At 33.9% G+C, this 18,830-nt stretch carries 11 protein-coding genes; all 11 read right to left on the bottom strand.

Annotated features, from left to right (window positions below; translation table 11 throughout):
- Positions 1-222: 222 nt before the first annotated feature.
- Positions 223-1,806 (bottom strand): sulfatase-like hydrolase/transferase, encoded by a 1,584-nt coding sequence (locus ACKVOD_RS02105; protein WP_409207831.1) that lies wholly within the window; start codon positions 1,804-1,806, stop codon positions 223-225.
- Between the two features lie 8 nt (positions 1,807-1,814).
- Positions 1,815-2,999, bottom strand: a complete 1,185-nt coding sequence (locus ACKVOD_RS02100) for an alpha/beta hydrolase fold domain-containing protein (RefSeq protein ID WP_409207830.1) — start codon at positions 2,997-2,999, stop codon at positions 1,815-1,817.
- Positions 2,983-4,617: a sulfatase gene (locus ACKVOD_RS02095; RefSeq protein ID WP_409207829.1), complete on the bottom strand. Its 1,635-nt coding sequence runs from the start codon at positions 4,615-4,617 to the stop codon at positions 2,983-2,985. The genes ACKVOD_RS02100 and ACKVOD_RS02095 overlap by 17 nt, the downstream gene beginning before the upstream one ends.
- A gap of 649 nt (positions 4,618-5,266) precedes the next feature.
- Positions 5,267-7,519, bottom strand: a complete 2,253-nt coding sequence (locus ACKVOD_RS02090; RefSeq protein WP_409207828.1) for a GH92 family glycosyl hydrolase — start codon at positions 7,517-7,519, stop codon at positions 5,267-5,269.
- Between the two features lie 22 nt (positions 7,520-7,541).
- Positions 7,542-8,858, bottom strand: a complete 1,317-nt coding sequence (locus ACKVOD_RS02085) for a glycoside hydrolase family 71/99-like protein (protein WP_409207827.1) — start codon at positions 8,856-8,858, stop codon at positions 7,542-7,544.
- A gap of 204 nt (positions 8,859-9,062) precedes the next feature.
- Positions 9,063-10,196 carry a glycoside hydrolase family 99-like domain-containing protein gene (locus tag ACKVOD_RS02080; protein ID WP_409207826.1) on the bottom strand — a complete coding sequence of 378 codons (1,134 nt, stop codon included), beginning with the start codon at positions 10,194-10,196 and terminating at the stop codon, positions 9,063-9,065.
- 12 nt (positions 10,197-10,208) lie between these two features.
- The gene (locus ACKVOD_RS02075; protein ID WP_409207825.1) at positions 10,209-11,999 is read right to left on the bottom strand and encodes a SusD/RagB family nutrient-binding outer membrane lipoprotein; all 1,791 of its coding nucleotides are present in this window, start codon (positions 11,997-11,999) and stop codon (positions 10,209-10,211) included.
- A 10-nt stretch (positions 12,000-12,009) separates the two neighbouring features.
- Positions 12,010-15,270, bottom strand: coding sequence for a SusC/RagA family TonB-linked outer membrane protein (locus ACKVOD_RS02070; protein ID WP_409207824.1), 3,261 nt, complete (start codon positions 15,268-15,270; stop codon positions 12,010-12,012).
- Between the two features lie 253 nt (positions 15,271-15,523).
- On the bottom strand, positions 15,524-16,930 hold the full coding sequence (locus tag ACKVOD_RS02065) for a T9SS type A sorting domain-containing protein (RefSeq protein ID WP_409207823.1): 1,407 nt from the start codon (positions 16,928-16,930) through the stop codon (positions 15,524-15,526).
- Positions 16,931-17,218: 288 nt separating this feature from the next.
- Positions 17,219-18,514 (bottom strand): glycoside hydrolase family 71/99-like protein, encoded by a 1,296-nt coding sequence (locus ACKVOD_RS02060; RefSeq protein ID WP_409207822.1) that lies wholly within the window; start codon positions 18,512-18,514, stop codon positions 17,219-17,221.
- Positions 18,515-18,557: 43 nt separating this feature from the next.
- Positions 18,558-18,830, bottom strand: a 273-nt coding sequence (locus ACKVOD_RS02055) for a T9SS type A sorting domain-containing protein (RefSeq protein ID WP_409207821.1), incomplete at its 5' end; no start/stop codon positions are given.

Raw genomic sequence — 18,830 nt, 5'->3', positions numbered from 1 at the left:
TCAAATAGAGTTTAAAACTCTGCCTGTCGGCAGACAGGTATGCACTTTCAGTGCATCTCGCTTAAGCTTCTTAATTTTTTTTTTGCCACAGATTCACAGATTAGAAATGATTTAAAAATCCGTGAATCCGTGGCAAAATTTCACTGATCAATTTGTATCTAACCTAGCAGACTTATAGTCTGCCAAACCAAATCTATGGACTGGAAGTCCATAGTGGTTTAGTTACATTAATTTTCGTTTTAATACGCCATTATAATGCTTAGAGTTATTTTTTTGCAACCACTCTAATAAGCAACTTCTTAATTCTTCTGCTTTTTGTTCGTATTGTTTTTTATTGGGGTTTATCCCTAATAAGTTATTCATTTCATACGGATCTTTATTCAAATCATATAAGGCATTTAAGACCTTAGAGTCTTCTGTATAAGGTACCATTAGCTTCCAACCAGCTTTAACAATCATATAATTTGGAGATGTAGGGCCGTTATAATCCCATTCTGTAACAACATATTCCCCATGTTTTGTTGCTTTACCCTCAATTAAGTCTCGTAAGCTTTCGCCTTCCGATTTATAGTTACCCACTTTTAGATAATCCATAATAGTAGCAAATAAATCGACGTTAGAAACATACCCATTAACGGTTGTGTTTTGTTTAATTTGATTTGGCATGTTTATAATTAATGGCACATGAGATGATTCTTCATAAAACACATTTTTCTCCCGCATGCCATGAGCTCCAAGCATTTCGCCATGATCACTCGTGAAAATAATCAAAGTGTCATCCGCAAGTCCAGTCTCATCTAACTTGTCCATGATTTTACCCATCCAAACATCTATCTCTTTTATTAAACCATAATAATTTGAAATCATGTATTTAATTTTTTCCTCGTCTGCAAACTCTGGTAAATTTTTTCTTCCATTAGCATTTGAATAAGGGGAATTCGTCATATCATCATGAATACTAATGGGTGCCTTCATATCCTGTGCAGGATACATACCATAATAAGGCGAAGAGGGAATCATGGGTGCGTGTGGAAAATGGAATGATGCCGTAATGCTAAAAGGTTTATTTTTAAGACGCTCAATAGCATCTATCGTCTTTTTTGCATAAAAAGCGGTAATAGTTTGTTCTTGAGGAATGGAAGATTTACCATGAAAGTTGGGTTGTGAAAACTTTTTATCTTCTTTTTTTACCTGTTCATACGATTTGCCAAAATTCACGTCCAAAGGGTCTGGAGTATAAGGTCTTTGAGTGAAATTATCTAATAATTCATCGCCTTGAGGCTCTCTTTTTGGATAGACTTCATCAAGATAATCTTTATACATATGACTTTGACCTTCAGGCCCAAACATATATTTTCCATTTTTCGAATACTTATTTGGATTTTTATAAACCGCAGCATGAGCTGTGAGTACATGCCATTTTCCATAATATTCACAATGATAACCATTTTCTGTAAGAATTTCATCGAATGTTTTCATTGTCATTACGGGTTCGTCTTTATAGTAATAGGTTTTATCATTAGTGGTTACTCCGTTCGTGCCTATGGTCGTTCCTGTTAAAATGCATGATCGTGTTGGCCCACAAACGGCAACTGGGGTGTACGCGTTTTTAAAATAGGCACCTTGTTTTGCCAATCGGTCAAGATTTGGAGTTTCTAAGACGGTATTTCCAGCACTACTTAAAGCATCATACCGTTGTTGATCCGTAATGATGAAAAGGATATTTTTCTTTTTTTGTGCCTGGAGACTTCCATGTATTTGAATTAACAGAAAAATATTTAATGCTAATTTTAAACTAAATTTCATATTTGAATTTATTGTTTTATATAATTTAACCTTCGGTATTTATTTTCTTTATTATCGGTAATTAACTCAAACATGCTGCTATTATTTTTCCTTAAAAAAAACAATCGTTCTTTTTGGTTTTCTGTTATTATTTTTATGGAATCATTTTCGATGGTGTAATTAAACTCTTTCACATTATTATTGTTTTTTTGTTCTCCTTTACCATTAGGTTTAAAAACTAAATCTTCATTATTAAACTTCCATGAACCAATAATTTTACTTTCGGTGATATCTTTTGTTGGATACTGATTTTCTAATTGTTTATCTAATGCGATTTGGATTGTTTCAATATTTTTGTTTTTAATCTTGAATTCACTAATAAAGAGAGTTGCAATTTCTAGCACACTCTTTTTGAAAACATCTGGATAAGCAGCACTTAAGCAGGTGTGATTAATGTCATCATAGAGCACAACCTTGGCTTTACCACCGGCTTCTTTAATCTTTTCGGCAAATTTTATACTTTGCGTGTAATGACACAAGCGGTCTTCTTTTCCGTGCAACAAAAGTGAAGCAGGTGGGTTTTCTTTTAAATTATAAAATGCAGATGCCATTTTACTTTTTTCCGTGGTATCCAAGCCATAAATTTTTCTTGCTTCAGCACTGGGAAATGGAGATTCTTTTTCATCATGGTCCACTAAATTATACATTCCCTCTGAACCTATATAAACCATGCAATTTGGATATTTTTGAGCCATTACTGCAGATAATGTAGATCCCGCCGAAGCACCACCAAAACCAATTCGGCTAGTGTCAGCGTTAAATCTATCTGCGTTGTCTAAAAACCACTTAACACTAGATTCCAAATCATTTATTGCATCGGCAAAAGTGGCATTATTTCCTTTGCAGCGATAGGCTAAGCCAACATAAATAATACCCAGTTCATTAACCAAGAAGTTTGCATCTCCAGAGATCGTTGCTGGAGGGACTTCATTTTGTGTGCCTCCATTCCAGCCTCCACCATGAACAAAAAAGAAAATAGGGCTTTTCTCTATGCTTTTTTTTGGCAGTTGAATTTTTATCGGTATATCATAACCACCCGCTTTTGTAGCTATAGTGTCTATTGTTTTTTGAGCCGTGCTATTTATAACAAAAAAGCAGGCTATGATTGTAAGTATTGGTTTTATTGCTCTCACACTATTAGTTTGTAAATTCATTGTAAGGTCTTTGTGGAAAGGATTTCAAGATTTTAGCTAGAAGTTTTTTCATTTCTTTAGCTTCTGTTTTATTTTTATCAAAGACATTTTTTGTTTCTAAAGAATCTGTTTTCATATCAAATAATTGATTTTTTTCAAAATAAAAAGGGTTATGTAACGCAGCCTCGTGACCTAGGTGACCATTGCTTAAATAATAAGGCAATTTAATTTCTGTGTTATTCCATCCTTTAAATAGGACTCCATTATCTATCTTGTTCTGTGTTTTTTCATCGTATCTAACCGTAATGTATTTCCAGTCTTTTGTTGCTACACCCCTTGCAAAACCCAATTCGAAATACAAATAATCATGCACCGATTTACTATTGCCTTCAAGTACATTTTTTAAACTGACACCATCTATTTTTGTTTTTACTTCTTTTAAATTTACTCCTGCCAATTCTAAAAAAGTGGGGGTGTAATCTATGTTTTGAACCAACTCATAATAGTGGGAATTTGGTTTTATGCCGGCTGGCCAATGCATCATCAAGGGTACTTTTGTTCCACCTTCATAGAGAGTAGTCTTTCCTCCATTATAATTACCATGATCTGAAGTAATAACAATTAATGTATTTTCATAAATTCCCGCTGCCTTTAATTTATCCACAACTGCACCAACAGCATGGTCAAACCACCTTAACCAAGCTTGCGCTTCCTCCTTACCTAAAGATTTTACTTCCTTTTTTATTTCTTCTCTTGTGGGCAAATAACTGTAATCTGCATCCAAATAACCTTCTCCCGTAAATTTCGGGTTAGCGTCTAATCCATGTACAAATTTTCCATTTTTCTTAATCCAGGGTGCGGGACCATGAGGAACAGTTTCACTATAATACAAGAAGAATGGTTCCTTTTTATTTTGATCTATAAAATTTAGGGCCGCTTTATTCTTCCATTCAACATTGTGAACATTCAACGAATCGTTATATAATTCCCTTAAATTGGCTGCATAAATACCTTCGGCATAGTCAAATCCATATTCTTTTATCATTCTGGACCATTCCTTATGATTGTGGGCCATGGCTTTCGAAACCGAACTGTCATTTGGATCTGATTTTTTATCGTAGTCTATAAGTCCGTTATTTTTCCAATTTTTATTTTTCTCCAATAACTCATGTTCTATTACATGACTTTTCCCTACAAAACCTGTTTTATAACCTGCCTTTTGAAGCAATTTTGGCAAATTATCGGTATTTATTTCTAATTCGATATTGTTTTCAACTCTTGACTGTTGACCGTATGGATATTGTTTCATAAAACTTGGGCCTTCAGATCTGCCAGCATAACGCCCCGTTAGCATAGTATATCGACTTGGGGAACAAACGGAACTCGACACATAAGCCCTATTGAATACTAAGCCATTTTTTGCTAAACCATCAATAATTGGAGTATGTACGGAGCTATCACCATTAAAACCAAAAGGATGTGATTGTACTTCTTTATCCGAATCTTTTGGAACTATAGCGCTTTGATCATCAGTCATAATAAAGATGATATTTGGCCTTTTACTATTTTGGGCCAAAATCGGGTTACTATTGCTAACTACAACTAAAATTAGCAATAGTATTAATTTATGTTTAGTCATTTTTATTTAATTTTTTTTTATTAATTTTTGTTTTCCAGTATCTGGAACTGCTTTTTCAAATTTACTATAATAATTTCGAAGCTGCTTTATAGAATTCTTATACTTAACATTTTCAATTCCATTATGTGTTTCTAAAGAGTCCCTATTTCTATAAAAATACATGTCTCCAAATTTTCTATAATCCGTTTTGTGAATATTTATCTTTACATTCCAACCTTTATTAGCTCCTCAAGATAAATAATGTTTACCAAATAGGTAGTATAGTTATTATATTTGAAAATGATTGGGCAACACTGTTGTTTAGCGATCCTAAAGTCCTTGGATATAAGTTGTAGCTCTAGAAAATGTTCACCCATTCTACGGATTTGACAATAAAAGTAGTTACATATTTAGATTATCATTAGAAGCTTTTTTGTTTACTATTTTAGATACTAGTACTAAACGAAAAAATAATAAACTACCTCGGGGCAGAGCCCCTTAGTTATTTAAAAAAAAACAGATTTCACAAATTTGCACAGAAAAATCTGTATTAATTTGTGAAATCTGAGTCAAAAAATCGAAGCAGAGCTTCGAGGAATTAAACCTAAAGAGATTAAAAAGGAGGTTAATATTGGCATAAAATTTATTAATTTCCTCATCCTAATTTAAATTAATTTGATGTTTTGAAAATTTGTGGGATACTTTCTTCACTAGTTCCCCAAGTCTTATTTGGATACGATCCCATTTCTAATTCTAAAGTTCCTCCATTAACAAGATCTTCATGTGTAAACCAAGGGCCTTCTAAATTTTTTCCATTCAAAGAGGCTTTTTGAATATACTTATTTTTTTCACTACAATTTGGAGCATTGATAGCAAACACCTTTCCATTTGGTAGGTTAATTTTAATTTTAGAAAACAAAGGGCTACCAATAGTATAAATAGGAATACCAGGAGTAATTGGGTAAAACCCCATGGAAGAAAATACAACAAAAGCTGACATCCCACCACCATCTTCGTCACCAGGTATTCCAAAAATGTTATCCTTAAACCATGTATTTAAAAGCATACGTGTTCTTTTCTGGGTTTTCCAAGGTGACTTCGTTAAATTATACAAATATGGAATATGAAAACTAGGCTCGTTACCCATAGAAAATTGCCCTACAATACCTGTAAAGTCTGGAAATTTAGCATTTAAAGCATAAACACTTCTACCTAAATCTTCTCTAAACATCCGATCCAAACGTGCTTCAAAAGTGTCACGACCTCCCATTAATTTTTGCAAACCCAAAATATCTTGTTGCACATTCCAAAGATAGGTCCATCCATTATTTTCATCATAATAATCTCTTCCTCCCATACCGCCGTCAAATTTTGGATCGATATTAATCCAATTTCCAGCTGCGTCTTTAGGCATAAAAAACCCCTTTTCTTTCCAATATAAATTCTTGTAATTTTTTGCTGTTTTTGAAAAATACTCATAGTCTTGCTCTTTACCAAGATCTTTAGCAAGTTGAGCCAATGCCCAATCATCATAACTTTGGGCAAGAGTAACTGCAACAGCTTGTCTTTTTTCAAAACTATCAACTAAAGGTTCTGTTTCTGTTTCGCCTGGATGGAGCGCTGGGAAATACCCTAACTTTAAGGCTAATTTATCTAAAGGGGAAGCTGCTCCCAAACGCCATGGCACCATGGTTCCCTCTAATGCATTTTTTTTCATGGCTTCATACGCAACATTAATATCAAAGTTTTTAATGCCTTTTCTATAAGCATCTAGAATCATAATTGTGGAGTGAAAACCATTCATTGGTGGGACATCACCATGTATTTGAGGAAATTGTGGCATCCATCCTGATTGTTGATACATCCTTACATAGGAGGCTATCATATCAGACTCCATATCAGGCTGCAGTATATATCGAAGCGGGTGTAATGCTAAAAAAGTATCCCAAACCCAATCATCAGAATAGAAATTTTGCTCTCCTTTATGAATTTTTTTATCATAATTACTGTAATATTTACCCTCTTCGGTAATATTTATCATTCTTTCATAACTACGGTATAAAGCAGTGTAAAATGATCTTCTATGAGCTTCAGTTCCTCCTTCTACTTCTATTTGATTTAAAACATTGGACCACTTATCTTTTGCGTTATTTTTAACTTTTTCAAAATCCCAATTTGGTATTTCTTTTTCCAAATTATTTTTAGCCTGCTCTATACTGATAAAAGATATTCCGTATTTAAAATTGACTTGCTTAAGTTCTGTATTATTCCATGTTATCCATGAATTGGTACTATTTTTTCCTGTTTTCACTTGTGTAAAATCACCTTTAACATCAAAAACACCATACGCATAAGCTTTCATACCTTCAAATGATTCTGTACCTGTAAGCGAACCGTCTTCGTTAAGTTGCCAATCTACCCCGTTTAATTTTTTAAGAAACAACTTTCTTAATTCTTTATCACCATAATTAAAACGGTAAAAACCTGTTTTTTCTCCAGGAGAAAACTCAAGAGTAATATTAAAATCTTCAAGCCAAGTAGAATAATAATACGGGTGGGCTATTTCTAGTTCTTGATCCCAAGCAGAAATAGGCACTAAATTTTCAGGTACATTTCCTGACACCGGTAGTAAACTAAAAAGAGGATCAGATCTGTGTTTTCTTGTGGTCAACGGGAATGATTTTATTTGATCATCCTTATAATCTTTTCTATCAGGATACATCCGAACCATTGAATTTGGCAAATGTATTCTAGTTTTTGTTGGTTCTAAAAAAGGAGCCACGCCTCCAATTTGAGGATCTACATACTTTAGGTTGTCAATTATTTTCATTTGCGTATAGGCTGAATTACTAGATAAAAACACTAGCACAATGACTAAAAATTTCATGTAATTAATACCGGATATGTAGCTGAATTTTTTCATTTTATGAAAATAATAAAGATTTTTACTGTTTTTTTGAATACGTTGGTTGTGATTCTGATAATGGAATTTCTTTACGCAGCATTTTTCCTGCTTGACCTGTGAGCCATAAATAGTAATCTGAAGGCACACCTTCTTCATAGCTAATAAATTTAGAGGCACCAACAGGCGGATTATTTGATACTTTAAAAATAGCTGTACCTTCGTCTATTTCATCAAACATGGCGACGTAGATAGTTTTTATGTCTGCTGATATTGCATTGTAAATTTGTCTCCATAAAAAATCACCTTTTAACCTTGGAACGATGTCAAAGTTTTCTGGCTTATCTTTTAAGTTTCCTGTGCTAAATCCTGGGAAAACAACGGGCATATACAATAAATTGTTAGCATCACACCATTGTTTGTCTTTTACTATTTTTTCTAGTTTATGTTTATCAACACCTGCTAAATTTCTATACCTCATAGGTGTCCAAGGGTGAACGATATCTGCCATTTTGATTACTTCATGAAGTTTAGGATCTGAATTCGCATCATTTTTAAGTTCTCTCCAATGAGTAGGCACTCCTAAAAGCACTGTACAATTTCCATATACTGGGTCGTTTTTGAAAAAATCAATCAATGCTATTACATTTTCAAAAGTGTAGTCTCTGTTTACAAAACCTACTCCCCAAATTGAAATTACCGCTTTTGATTTATAGGTTAAAATATTGGGGTTATTTGGGTTGTTTAGTTTGTATTTATCTACCAATTGTTTCCAATCGTTAATTGTATTTTGCACTACATCTCCTGATTTGCTTCCAGATAAATCGTACATGACACTAATTAATCGATTATTATTTTTAGATGCGATAAAACAATTATCAAAAACCTTATTTAAATTGTTTTTTATTTTTTCATTTTTAAACCCTGTTGTAAACCTTTGAACAAAAACACCATCAATATCATAGTCTTTCATCCATTCAAAATGTCTATTTACCGTTTTTGGGTTTGCAGAACTAAATACATAAGCTGGTTTTCCATCTTTATGAACAAAGGATGTTTTATAAAGCTCGTCTTTATCAAATTCAGATACGTCTGGCCAATATTCTATTGTTGCACTTCCGGGTTTAAAGCCTTGTTTTCCATTGTAATGTTTCCAACCTAAATCTGCACCATCATTTTGTGCATTAAACCAACCTTGATAGCCACACAAAACTTTTCCGATTATGGAGTTATTTGATGCAATCTTATTTTTACCAGTATTATTAGTTATTTCCTTGCTAGTAGCACTGCTTTTAACTATTCGACCGCAGCCAAAAGCGATGCATCCAAATAATCCAACTATAATTGCCAATTTTTTCATGTAGTACTTTGTATTGTATTTAAAGTTATATGTAATTGCTTTGCCTATTGGCTTTCAATCGGGCTACATATCATCATTAGTCTTTGCAGCCTTTTTTTGATTATGTCCCTTTCATGAACATAAGTACTGTATAAGTAGTAAAATCAAACTTATTAAAATTTGACTTTACTCATTTTTTAATAATCTAATACTTTGAGTATGTAATTAATTTAATTTGAATTCTGCCCTAATAATTTTGATGTACTCATCTCCGTAGGAGGTCGCAGATTCTATTTGTGTATTAAAATTCCAATTGTTAAATGAATCTATTAAAACTAATTTACTGGTTCCTGAAGCTCTTCTGGCAATATTGCAATTCGCTTTGAACCAATCTGCATTTTTCGCAATAGCATAAGCGGTACTTGATGCATTATTAATTTTAGGATTATAAGATGGCGAAATAGTAGGTACAAATTCGATATTGTATTTAGCTAATGTTGTTTTATGGTTGTATTCTATACCTGTTTTGGGATCTATATAGCTTGTCCAGGCTAAATCTACATATTTGTGAAAATACTGTAACCTGTCATAAAAAACAAGTTCAATATTTGCATAATTAGTAACGGTTAATGCATCAACACAATCCTCAAATCGATTATCTTTTCCAGTAACTTCATCACCAAAGAACTTTAAGGTAGGTGTCCATTCTAATTGCATACCTATCAAATACAATTCAACCCCAAGTGTAGCCATTTCATTCCTTAATTGTAGGTATAATGCAGGATTGTTATTTGAAAACAAATTATAACTATTATTCATATAAACTACCGATTTCCCATTAATCTTCATATAATTAGATTTTTGGAAATACGGTAACATTAACTTAAAATCATCTATAAATTTAGTCACCAAACCTTTATTTTCAATTGTATTAGCTATACTTAATCCCATATTAGCAAAATTATAAGAAAAAGCAAACTTCATGTCATTTGCATTTGAAGCCGTTTGTAAATTATCTATAAAACCCTTATCTTCATTATATTGTGCGATAGCATTAGAAGACCTTAAGTTAAATATAAAGAAATCGACACCCGCAGTTTGGGCTTGTATAACATGTTTTTCATACGTTATTGGATCCCCACTATTTCCATCGTATATTCCTATTGAAGGCGTTTCAATTGTGAGAGGATTTCTAATGAATTTGGTGTAAATAGCCCCAACAGTGTAATTCGTAATAACGGGCACTATAGGAATTGGTTTACTATATATATTATCTTCTAATAAGATGGCTTTATCTTCTGTACAAGAAAAAAGAAGCAATCCTATCATTAATAATGCACTATTTTTAAATATTTTCATGATAATTTAATTTTAATTTTCAATGGTTTTTATTATCGTATACGTTGTTTTTGTGGGAGTTGTTCCTGTCCCTTTGACAAGTCCTGCAGCGGTAAGATCATTCTCTGATTCTCCATAAAACCTACGAGCAAATTCTTGATTAAATACTGCTGGTAGATCATTCCAATAATTTGGTGTATATAGGGGGGCTTTATTCATTTTCAATGGTGTACTCATTTGATTTCCTCCTAAAGCCTGAATGGCTGCAACATAACCTGCATTATTCAAACCAATTTCAGAAATTGGATAAACCATTCTTTCTGGTATATCAGTAAATTCGGTTCCAAATGATGTATCAGGGCTAAAGTTTGGAATTAATGGCAAGAGTCTGGTGCGTTTTTGCAAACACCATATATCATGACCTTGATTATAAGAAGTTAACCAAAGCTGTCTTGCAATCTTGTCCATAGGATCCGTTGATATACCACTGGTTACAATACCAAACAAGTCTTTATCACCTATACTTGAAGTCCCCCATTTAACACCATCCCTTGCTTTATAGGCAGCAGCTCCGGAAGATACTCCGTATTGTTGAAATGAAGCGTCTATCCCTGCATAATAATAATCTTCTACCGTTTTACTCCCGCCCCAACCTTTTAATTTGGCTTCGGCGAGCATGAAATTCAGCTCCGCGAAGGTTACGATGTTAAACTTCATGTCTTGGGCCATAAATAACAACTTACTAGGTTTACTATATCGGTTATTTGCTATACCATTCAAAATGTTTTTACTTGGATTTAAATTCCAGTCTGAAAGAGCTACTGTACCACCAATAGGTCTTCCAAAATAAGGAAGCATATATTTAACAACCACTCTTTGTCCAGTAGTAGAACCAGACTTAGAGAGCGTATCCGTAATTGTAATTGGATTAGTTGATGGTTCAGCTATAACTTTTAATCTTGGATCATAGTATGTTTTCATATTCAAGATATAGTGAAAATTTACAAAGGGAACTACATCCTCCTGTGCCGGTACATTCACATAACGATTATAATTAAACGACCAATTCTCTAAAATAGTTTCCCATTTCATGGCAATGTTCTCTGTATTGGAAGAAATTAGTCCTGCTTCATTGGCCATAACTTCTGTGCCGTGTTTCTCAGCTAATGCTGGAAAACCTACAGCTATCCGTAAGGCGATTTTTAAACGCAAAGTGTTTGCAAATTTTTTCCACATCAGATTGTTACCATTAAAAACGGGATCTTTAGATAATTTATCCCCCGTTACACTAATACCGTCACCCGCAGCTTTTAACATATCCATTATGTCAATATAAATAAATTCCTCACTGTCATAAGTTGTTGCAGTGCTTGATCCTAAAGCATCAGTATAGGGAACTGGACCGAATGTAGAAACAAGTACAGAATACACATAACTTTTCCATATTTTAGCAATGTGCACTCGGTTTGCATATTTTGGATCGTCAGAATAAGTATCAATTATTGCTTGAGTATTCTTGAGGATATTTACATAAAAACGTTTCCAATAGGAATCTAATCCACTGTCTGTATAAAAAAACTTTGGAAACTGTCCTCCCTTTCCTCCATAGTAACTGGCATAATTATTATACATTTGATCATTCATATCTCCTCCTACAAGATCTACAGTGCTTTTTACAGCACCAGCGAACAAGGCTTCTGGTGTTGCATCATTAAAATTATTTGGGTTTTGATTCATTTCTTCAAAACCATTCGTGCATGAAAACATCCCGATTGCTAAAAAAGCTACCAGAAATACTTTGCTTATATATTTATTTTTTTTCATTTTGTTTGAATTAAAATCCTAGGTTAATATTTATTCCAAGGGTTCGTGTGGGCAAAAAAGAACCATATTCAATTCCTTGACCATTACCTGAAGTTGTTCCTGCTTCTGGATCTATCCCTTGAGGAGTATTTCTATAAATGGTCCATAAATCTCGCCCTACTAGAGAAAATTTAGCTCTTTTGAAAGGGCTACCCTTTAAAAATTTATTGGGAAAAGTATAGCCAAAAGTTATTTCTCTAAGTTTAACATAAGAAGCGTCATAAGTAAATCGCAGCTGATCATTCAATCCATCAAAGCCGTAGGTCTCTGGACTTATAAATGCGTTTGAATAAACTATGTTTCCATTTGCATCACGTTTCGCTACTAAATTACCATTTGCGTCAGTTGTTGAAATGGCTGATCCAGCATACTGTCTGCCTTTAACTCGATCAATATCCGCATAAGTATTTCCGTAAAGCCCTCTCCCAAAACGTTCTTCGTTGGTCTCACCCATAATAACGCTTGAAAATAAAAATTCATCTCTACCAGCATAGGTGTCTGCATGAGCTCCTTGGTTAACAGTCTTTAACATTGTACCTGAATACATCTCGCCTCCTATTTTCGCATCTAAAAGTACATTTAAAGAAAAACCATTATAACTAAACGCATTTTTTAATCCCCCTATCCAATCCGGTTGTGCATTTCCAAGAACTTGATTTTGCTTCCATGCAACGCGACCATTTTCTAATACTAATGGTATGCCTGTTTCAGGATCTCTTGCTTGAACATTACCTCTTAATTCTCCTAAGGGTTTCCCCACTTCGGCAAAAACATTCACGTTAAACCATGTTCTTAATGACAAACGATCTACCCCATCAATTAACGAAACAACTAAAGATTCATTCTTAGACCAATTCAAATCGACAGCCCATTTAAAGGAATTATCTATGATTTTTCCAGAAAATACAACCTCCATCCCTTTACTCCGTATTTCACCTGCATTAAAAAATTGACTGGAAAAACCACTTGTTGATGAAGTTTGAGCGGCAATAATTTGATTAATTGTAGAGGATTCATAATAGGTTGCACTCAAGGAAACTCTGTTTTTAAAAAGTCGCGTTTCGATACCAAATTCATTGGAAGAAGTTAATTCAGGCTTCAAATCTGAATTGTTTCTTGTGGTCTGAGAAGCCAACCATGCTGAACCGTTATACAACCCTCCGTATTGATAGTTTGTTATCGTATTATAGGGTTTGGTGTCATTACCCACTTGTGCATAAGAAGCCCTAATTTTTCCATACGTCAATATATCATTTTTGGGTATCAATTCTGAAAAAATAAAGCTTCCGCCTATAGAAGGATAAAAATAGGAGTTATTATTGCTAGGTAAAGTGGAAGACCAATCGTTTCTTGCTGTTACATCCATAAAATAGGTGTTTTTATAGCCTAAGGAAAGGGAACTAAACCCTGAATTTATCCTTTTTCGGGCATCGATTTCTATTACTTCTGGAATACCGTTAGAATTTGACAAACTCCTTACATCACGAACTAACAAGCTGTTTATTCTTGTTTGTCTTTGAGAAGAGGTCAAATCAAACCTATTAGCCCCTACTAAGGCAACAATAGAAAAATCTTCAAATTTCTTATTGTAATTTAAAATAGCTTCATAATTCCAGTTCTGGGTTTGGTTATTAAATGTTCTATAAAAACCATCCGGGTCATAAGCAGCTCCCATATTATTAAACTCTTCGCCCTGTACTAGATTTACGGAACCATTAACTTTTGATTTAAGACTAAGTCCCTTTAAAATTTCCCAATTTAAAGTAACATTTCCAATTAAATTATTAGCCTCATCTTGATTACTGTTTTCATATAAGTTCCAATAGGGATTTTTAAATGGACCATTTCCTGGGGCGGCAAAGGCTACATTATCATCCGTTTTATAAGGAAGTAAATTATCTTTACCCATATCAGGCAACATATACATATAATTATTTGCGGGATTCCGTTCGCTTCCATTTTGGTACGTCCGGTTTTTTACTTTATTGTTAGTGTATAATACACTTATGTCTGTAGTAAGACTTTTTGAAATTTTTTGCGATCCTCTAAAGGTTAGGTTATTTTTTTTCTGTACCTCCAAATTTTCCATAACATGGTCTCCAGAAGTATTGGCAAAAGAGAGTCTGAAAGAACCTAGATCTCCCCCTTTGTCAATGGCAACACTATTGGTTGTTACCACTCCCATTTGATATAACTCCTTAATGTTATTGGGTTTTGGAAGATATTTTGACGGCATTCCAGTGAAGCCCATAATATCTTGACCTAACATTAGAGCGCCATAAGCCCTATAGCTATTAATTCCAGCTACACTAGGTAAACCGGTGACAGGATCAATACCAGCAGCGCTAGATACTAATCGACCACCACTACCTGAACCATAAACATATTGGTAATAAGGATATTCTCTATTGGTAATATAAGATGAATTTGAATTGATGGTTACGCCTAAACTACTATTAGTTTTACCCTTTTTTGTTGTGATCAACACCACACCATTTGAAGCTCTCGAACCATATAGCGCAGCGGCATTTGGTCCTTTTAAAATATCTATGCTGTCTATATCGTCAGGATTAATATGAGATAATGGGCTACCGTAGTCAATGTCAGATACAGCGGTATTTTTACCACCATCATTCCAAACGGAAACGGAACCATCTCCTTGACCACTATCAAGAGCGATACCATCAATCACATACAAGGGTTGATTATCCCCTGTTACTGATGTAAGCCCTCTAATCACTACCCTAGTAGATCCTGTAGGAGTACCCGATTTTACAATTTGAACGCCCGCCGCTTTTCCCGATAGCGCATTTAAAAAATTGGTGGACCTAGCTTCTGTCATATCTTGGGTATCGATAGTTTGGGTAGCATAGGCTAAAGATTTTTTTTCTCTTTTAATGCCTAAAGCGGTAACGACAACTTCATCGAGTTGTTGTTGAGATTCTGACAAGGCAACATTAATGGTATTGGTTTGATTATTAAAAATCATATTTTTAGAGGTATATCCTATATAACTAAATACCAGAATTCCATTTTTAATTTTTCCGGTAGCTATTGAATAGTCTCCGTCAAAATTTGTTGTTGTGGCGGTATTTGAATCCTTAAGTACAACGGTTACACCTGGTATGCCTAAACCAGCTTTATCAACCACTTTCCCTTTGATTATTTTATCCTGAGAAAAAATTAGGATTGGAAACAAGAATAACAACAAAAACCATTTAATTTTAATCATAACTATTTATTTTTTTTATCATAGTGCCATTTTAATAACAAAGCAACAACTCTAACCTAATACCATCGTATTTTATAAATCAAGAAAATACAATAATAGCTTGATTTTGAAGGCTATTGACATTCATACACCTTTTGACTTTTCGACTTTAAACTTTTCGACTTACTTATTAAGATATCATTTACAAGTTACTATTGACAAGACAGGGTTTAGAACACTAAACCCTGACTTGTAAATTACTTAATTTATCTATTTAATTAATTACCAACTTTTTAGCAAAAGTTTTATTTCCTGAACCTTTAGCAACTAGAATATAAACTCCAGATTGTAAAGCACTTGCACTGATATTTTCCTCTTTACTAGCGTTTTTACGGGAGAGTACTTTAGCACCCATTAAATTATAAATTGCTAAAGAAACCGAATCGTCATTAGAACGAAGTACTTTTAAATTTTTTGTTTGAGAATTGTACGAAACAGAAAAATCAGCAGCAAATTCATTGTCTTTTACAGATAAAGTTAATCCCGATTGCCATGCGCCTGCATCGACACCAGCAGCTACAAAACCTATTGGTGAATTTTCACCAGCAACTGTTGGAGCAGTATAGGTAACTTTACCAAGTGCTTCATCAAATGTCAAATTGGAAGATGCTAAATTAGCAGCAGCGAGGGGGTCAAGACCGCCTTTTACAAATGTTTTAGAATTTGTTACAAAATCTATATTACTAGTTACCCACTGCCCTAAAGAATAAGAGAAAGTTTGTATGCCATGCGGCGCACTACCCCAGTCTGACGGACCACCTAGGGTACCATCAGTAGTATTTTTCACTTTATTACCATAAAACAAAGAATTTGTTACAGTAGTGCACACATTAACACTATTAGTGGGCGCTTCTGTTCTTATTGTTCCATAATCTTGGTTGGAATGTCCTATATTGTTTTGAAAAAAGGTGCAATGATACACAGTAACAACACCTGTACTAACAACATACAAAGCAGCTCCACCATATGCACCATTTGTATCTGTTGTACTATTTTTATAAAAAGTAGACCGAGTTATTGTAGCATTAACACCAGTGCCAACATAAATAGCGCCACCACTTCGTAGTGCTTGATTTTCTTTAAAAAGGCAATCCGTAATAGTTACAGTAGAATTAGTAATGTTAAGAGCACCACCACCTGTCGTAACGGCTGATGTCAAGGAATTACCTACAAACCTACAATTTTCAAAATTTATAGTAACACCAGTCTGATTGCTAAACAATACAGCTCCGCCTCCTGCTATACTAGAATTCTGCCCAGAAAAAATGATGTTTTTAAAAGTTACGTTTTGACCAACAGAAGCACCGTTGATTGTAAACATTCTTCCAACACCAGTTACACCAATAAAAGTAGAGCCTCCTGCATCACCTTCTATAGTATATTCGAAAGTTTTAGCTAAAGTTTGAGATCCAGGAGCAAATGCTCCTACAACCCTTAAAATATCGCCTGCTGTAGTTATTTCAGTTAAAGCAATAGAAAAAGCTGCTTTGTCATAGGCGTCAGCTTCACTTGTACCATTTTTAGCTCCTGCACCGGCAAAAGAAACCCAAACAGTTTTAGAATACAAACCACCCGTTAAAAATAAAGTAAGGCATAAAGTTAAAATTGTAATTTTTTTCATAATTGTTTTTTTTAGTTGGTTATATATAGTTTGAAGTTTATTGTACAAATTAAACGAGTGAACATTAATTATTTATTAATTATTGATTAATAATGAACTATTTTAATGAAAAAAAAATAAATTAATAAAAAATAGTGTGTTTTTTTTTTAGATATCTACTTTTATTTTAAAAGCCATACACGAATAAGTCATTAGGTATTCCATTTATTTTTAAAGGACAAAAAACCGAAAAAAACGATGACAATCGAAAAACACACAAGTATAAAAATACAAAATTAATAAACAATGCTACTTTCTAATGGGCATTTCTTGTTGTAGCGGCATTTCTTTTCGCAGCATTTTTGCTCCTTGTCCTGTTAGCCATAAATAATGATCTGAAGGAAGTCCCCCATTACTAACAAAATGGGATTGATCACTATTGGGAGGTGCGTTCGAAACTTTAAATATGGCGGTGCCTTCATCAATTTCATCAAACATCGCAACATAAACCATATTGGCTCCAGCCTCAATAGATGCTGTCATTTGATCCCAATAAAATTTACCCCCTAATCTTGGGATAGCATCATAAGCGGTATATCTTGCCAGTTCTGGTTTGGCTAGAGATAAATTTCGCCAACTAAACCCCGGACAAATTACAGGAACATAATCAATACCCTGATCTTTTGTCCATTTTATATCCTGTATGATATGATCTCTTAAATGATCTTTTATGTTGTGAACCAATGGAGTAAAACGTTGCACCATCCAAGGCATAACAATATCTACAGAGGCAATGATCTCATGTAAATAAGGATCAGGCAGACAATCTTTATTTAATTCTCTAAAATAAGTGGGAACACCCAATAAAACGGAACAGCCTCCATAAACAGGATCGTTTTTAAGAAAATCTATTAAACCATTAACACCTATTTTTCTTGTGTCATAAGGACGATCGGGAAATCCAACCCCCCAAATAGCCACTAATGGTTTGCCATTATGAAAAAGATAATTTTGATTTTTTCCTTGATTGGTGATTTTAAGTTGATCCACCAGCATCTTCCAGTCTTCGATTATGGCGGAACAATCTTCCCCTTTTGATTTTAAACCCGATAAATCATACATTAGAGCGATGGCTCTATTATTCTCATTTGCGGCTTGTAAAGCATTTTTAAGAATTACATCTTGGGGTTTATTAAGTTCTTTGTTTGCTCTTGCAACTCCAAAAAAACGTTGCATAAAAACCCCATCAATACCATATTCCTTCATCCATTTAAAATGCAAATCCGTAGTGCTTTTGTCGTAAGAACTAAAAACAGTAGCATTTTCGCCATTTGGATAGGTAAATGAAGTAGTATATGTTTTTTTATATTCGGAAACATCCGGCCAAACGTCAATAGTAACATTTTGAAAATCAAATTTCCCCTCTTTACCATAATGCACCCAGCCTTTTCCGGAGCCATCCTCTGGAGTACGAAACCAGCCTTGATATCCAGCCATAACTAGCCCTTTATAGGAAGGATAATTGCCCGGAAATCCATGTTTTGATTGAGAATAACCCCAATAAAATAGAAAAAAAAGAAAAAAAGAAAGAGTAAAATGTTTCATTGTCAAAGTGTATTTAGTTGATAGCCGTCATTCAGTTTAAAATTTATTCTATAATTACTTTTTTCACAAGTACACGATTATTAATTTTTATTCTTGCTAGATAAACGCCCTTACTTAAGGAATCAACAGGAACTTTTATCGTATGACTTCCTGAATCTAATTTTTTCTTGTCACTATTTTGCAAAACAGTTTGCCCCGTAAAATTAATTATAGAAATCCCAACCTCAGATGGATCAGGTAGAGAAAAATTAATATATACTTCTGAATCAGCAGGATTTGGATAGATCGTAAGACTGTTTTCTTCATTAAAATTATC

This window comes from Flavobacterium sp., from assembly GCF_046155325.1.
Lineage (GTDB): Bacteria > Bacteroidota > Bacteroidia > Flavobacteriales > Flavobacteriaceae > Flavobacterium.
This window is presented reverse-complemented; position numbering and strand designations above follow the sequence as displayed.

Excerpts from the sequence above, each read along its gene's own strand:
- ACKVOD_RS02100 (WP_409207830.1), bottom strand. The coding sequence starts at position 2,999 with ATGAATTTACAAACTAATAGTGTGAGAGCAATAAAACCAATACTTACA.
- ACKVOD_RS02090 (WP_409207828.1), bottom strand. The coding sequence starts at position 7,519 with ATGAAAAAATTCAGCTACATATCCGGTATTAATTACATGAAATTTTTA.
- ACKVOD_RS02060 (WP_409207822.1), bottom strand. The coding sequence starts at position 18,514 with ATGAAACATTTTACTCTTTCTTTTTTTCTTTTTTTTCTATTTTATTGG.
- ACKVOD_RS02085 (WP_409207827.1), bottom strand. The coding sequence starts at position 8,858 with ATGAAAAAATTGGCAATTATAGTTGGATTATTTGGATGCATCGCTTTT.
- ACKVOD_RS02080 (WP_409207826.1), bottom strand. The coding sequence starts at position 10,196 with ATGAAAATATTTAAAAATAGTGCATTATTAATGATAGGATTGCTTCTT.
- ACKVOD_RS02070 (WP_409207824.1), bottom strand. The coding sequence starts at position 15,270 with ATGATTAAAATTAAATGGTTTTTGTTGTTATTCTTGTTTCCAATCCTA.
- ACKVOD_RS02105 (WP_409207831.1), bottom strand. The coding sequence starts at position 1,806 with ATGAAATTTAGTTTAAAATTAGCATTAAATATTTTTCTGTTAATTCAA.
- ACKVOD_RS02075 (WP_409207825.1), bottom strand. The coding sequence starts at position 11,999 with ATGAAAAAAAATAAATATATAAGCAAAGTATTTCTGGTAGCTTTTTTA.
- ACKVOD_RS02065 (WP_409207823.1), bottom strand. The coding sequence starts at position 16,930 with ATGAAAAAAATTACAATTTTAACTTTATGCCTTACTTTATTTTTAACG.
- ACKVOD_RS02095 (WP_409207829.1), bottom strand. The coding sequence starts at position 4,617 with ATGACTAAACATAAATTAATACTATTGCTAATTTTAGTTGTAGTTAGC.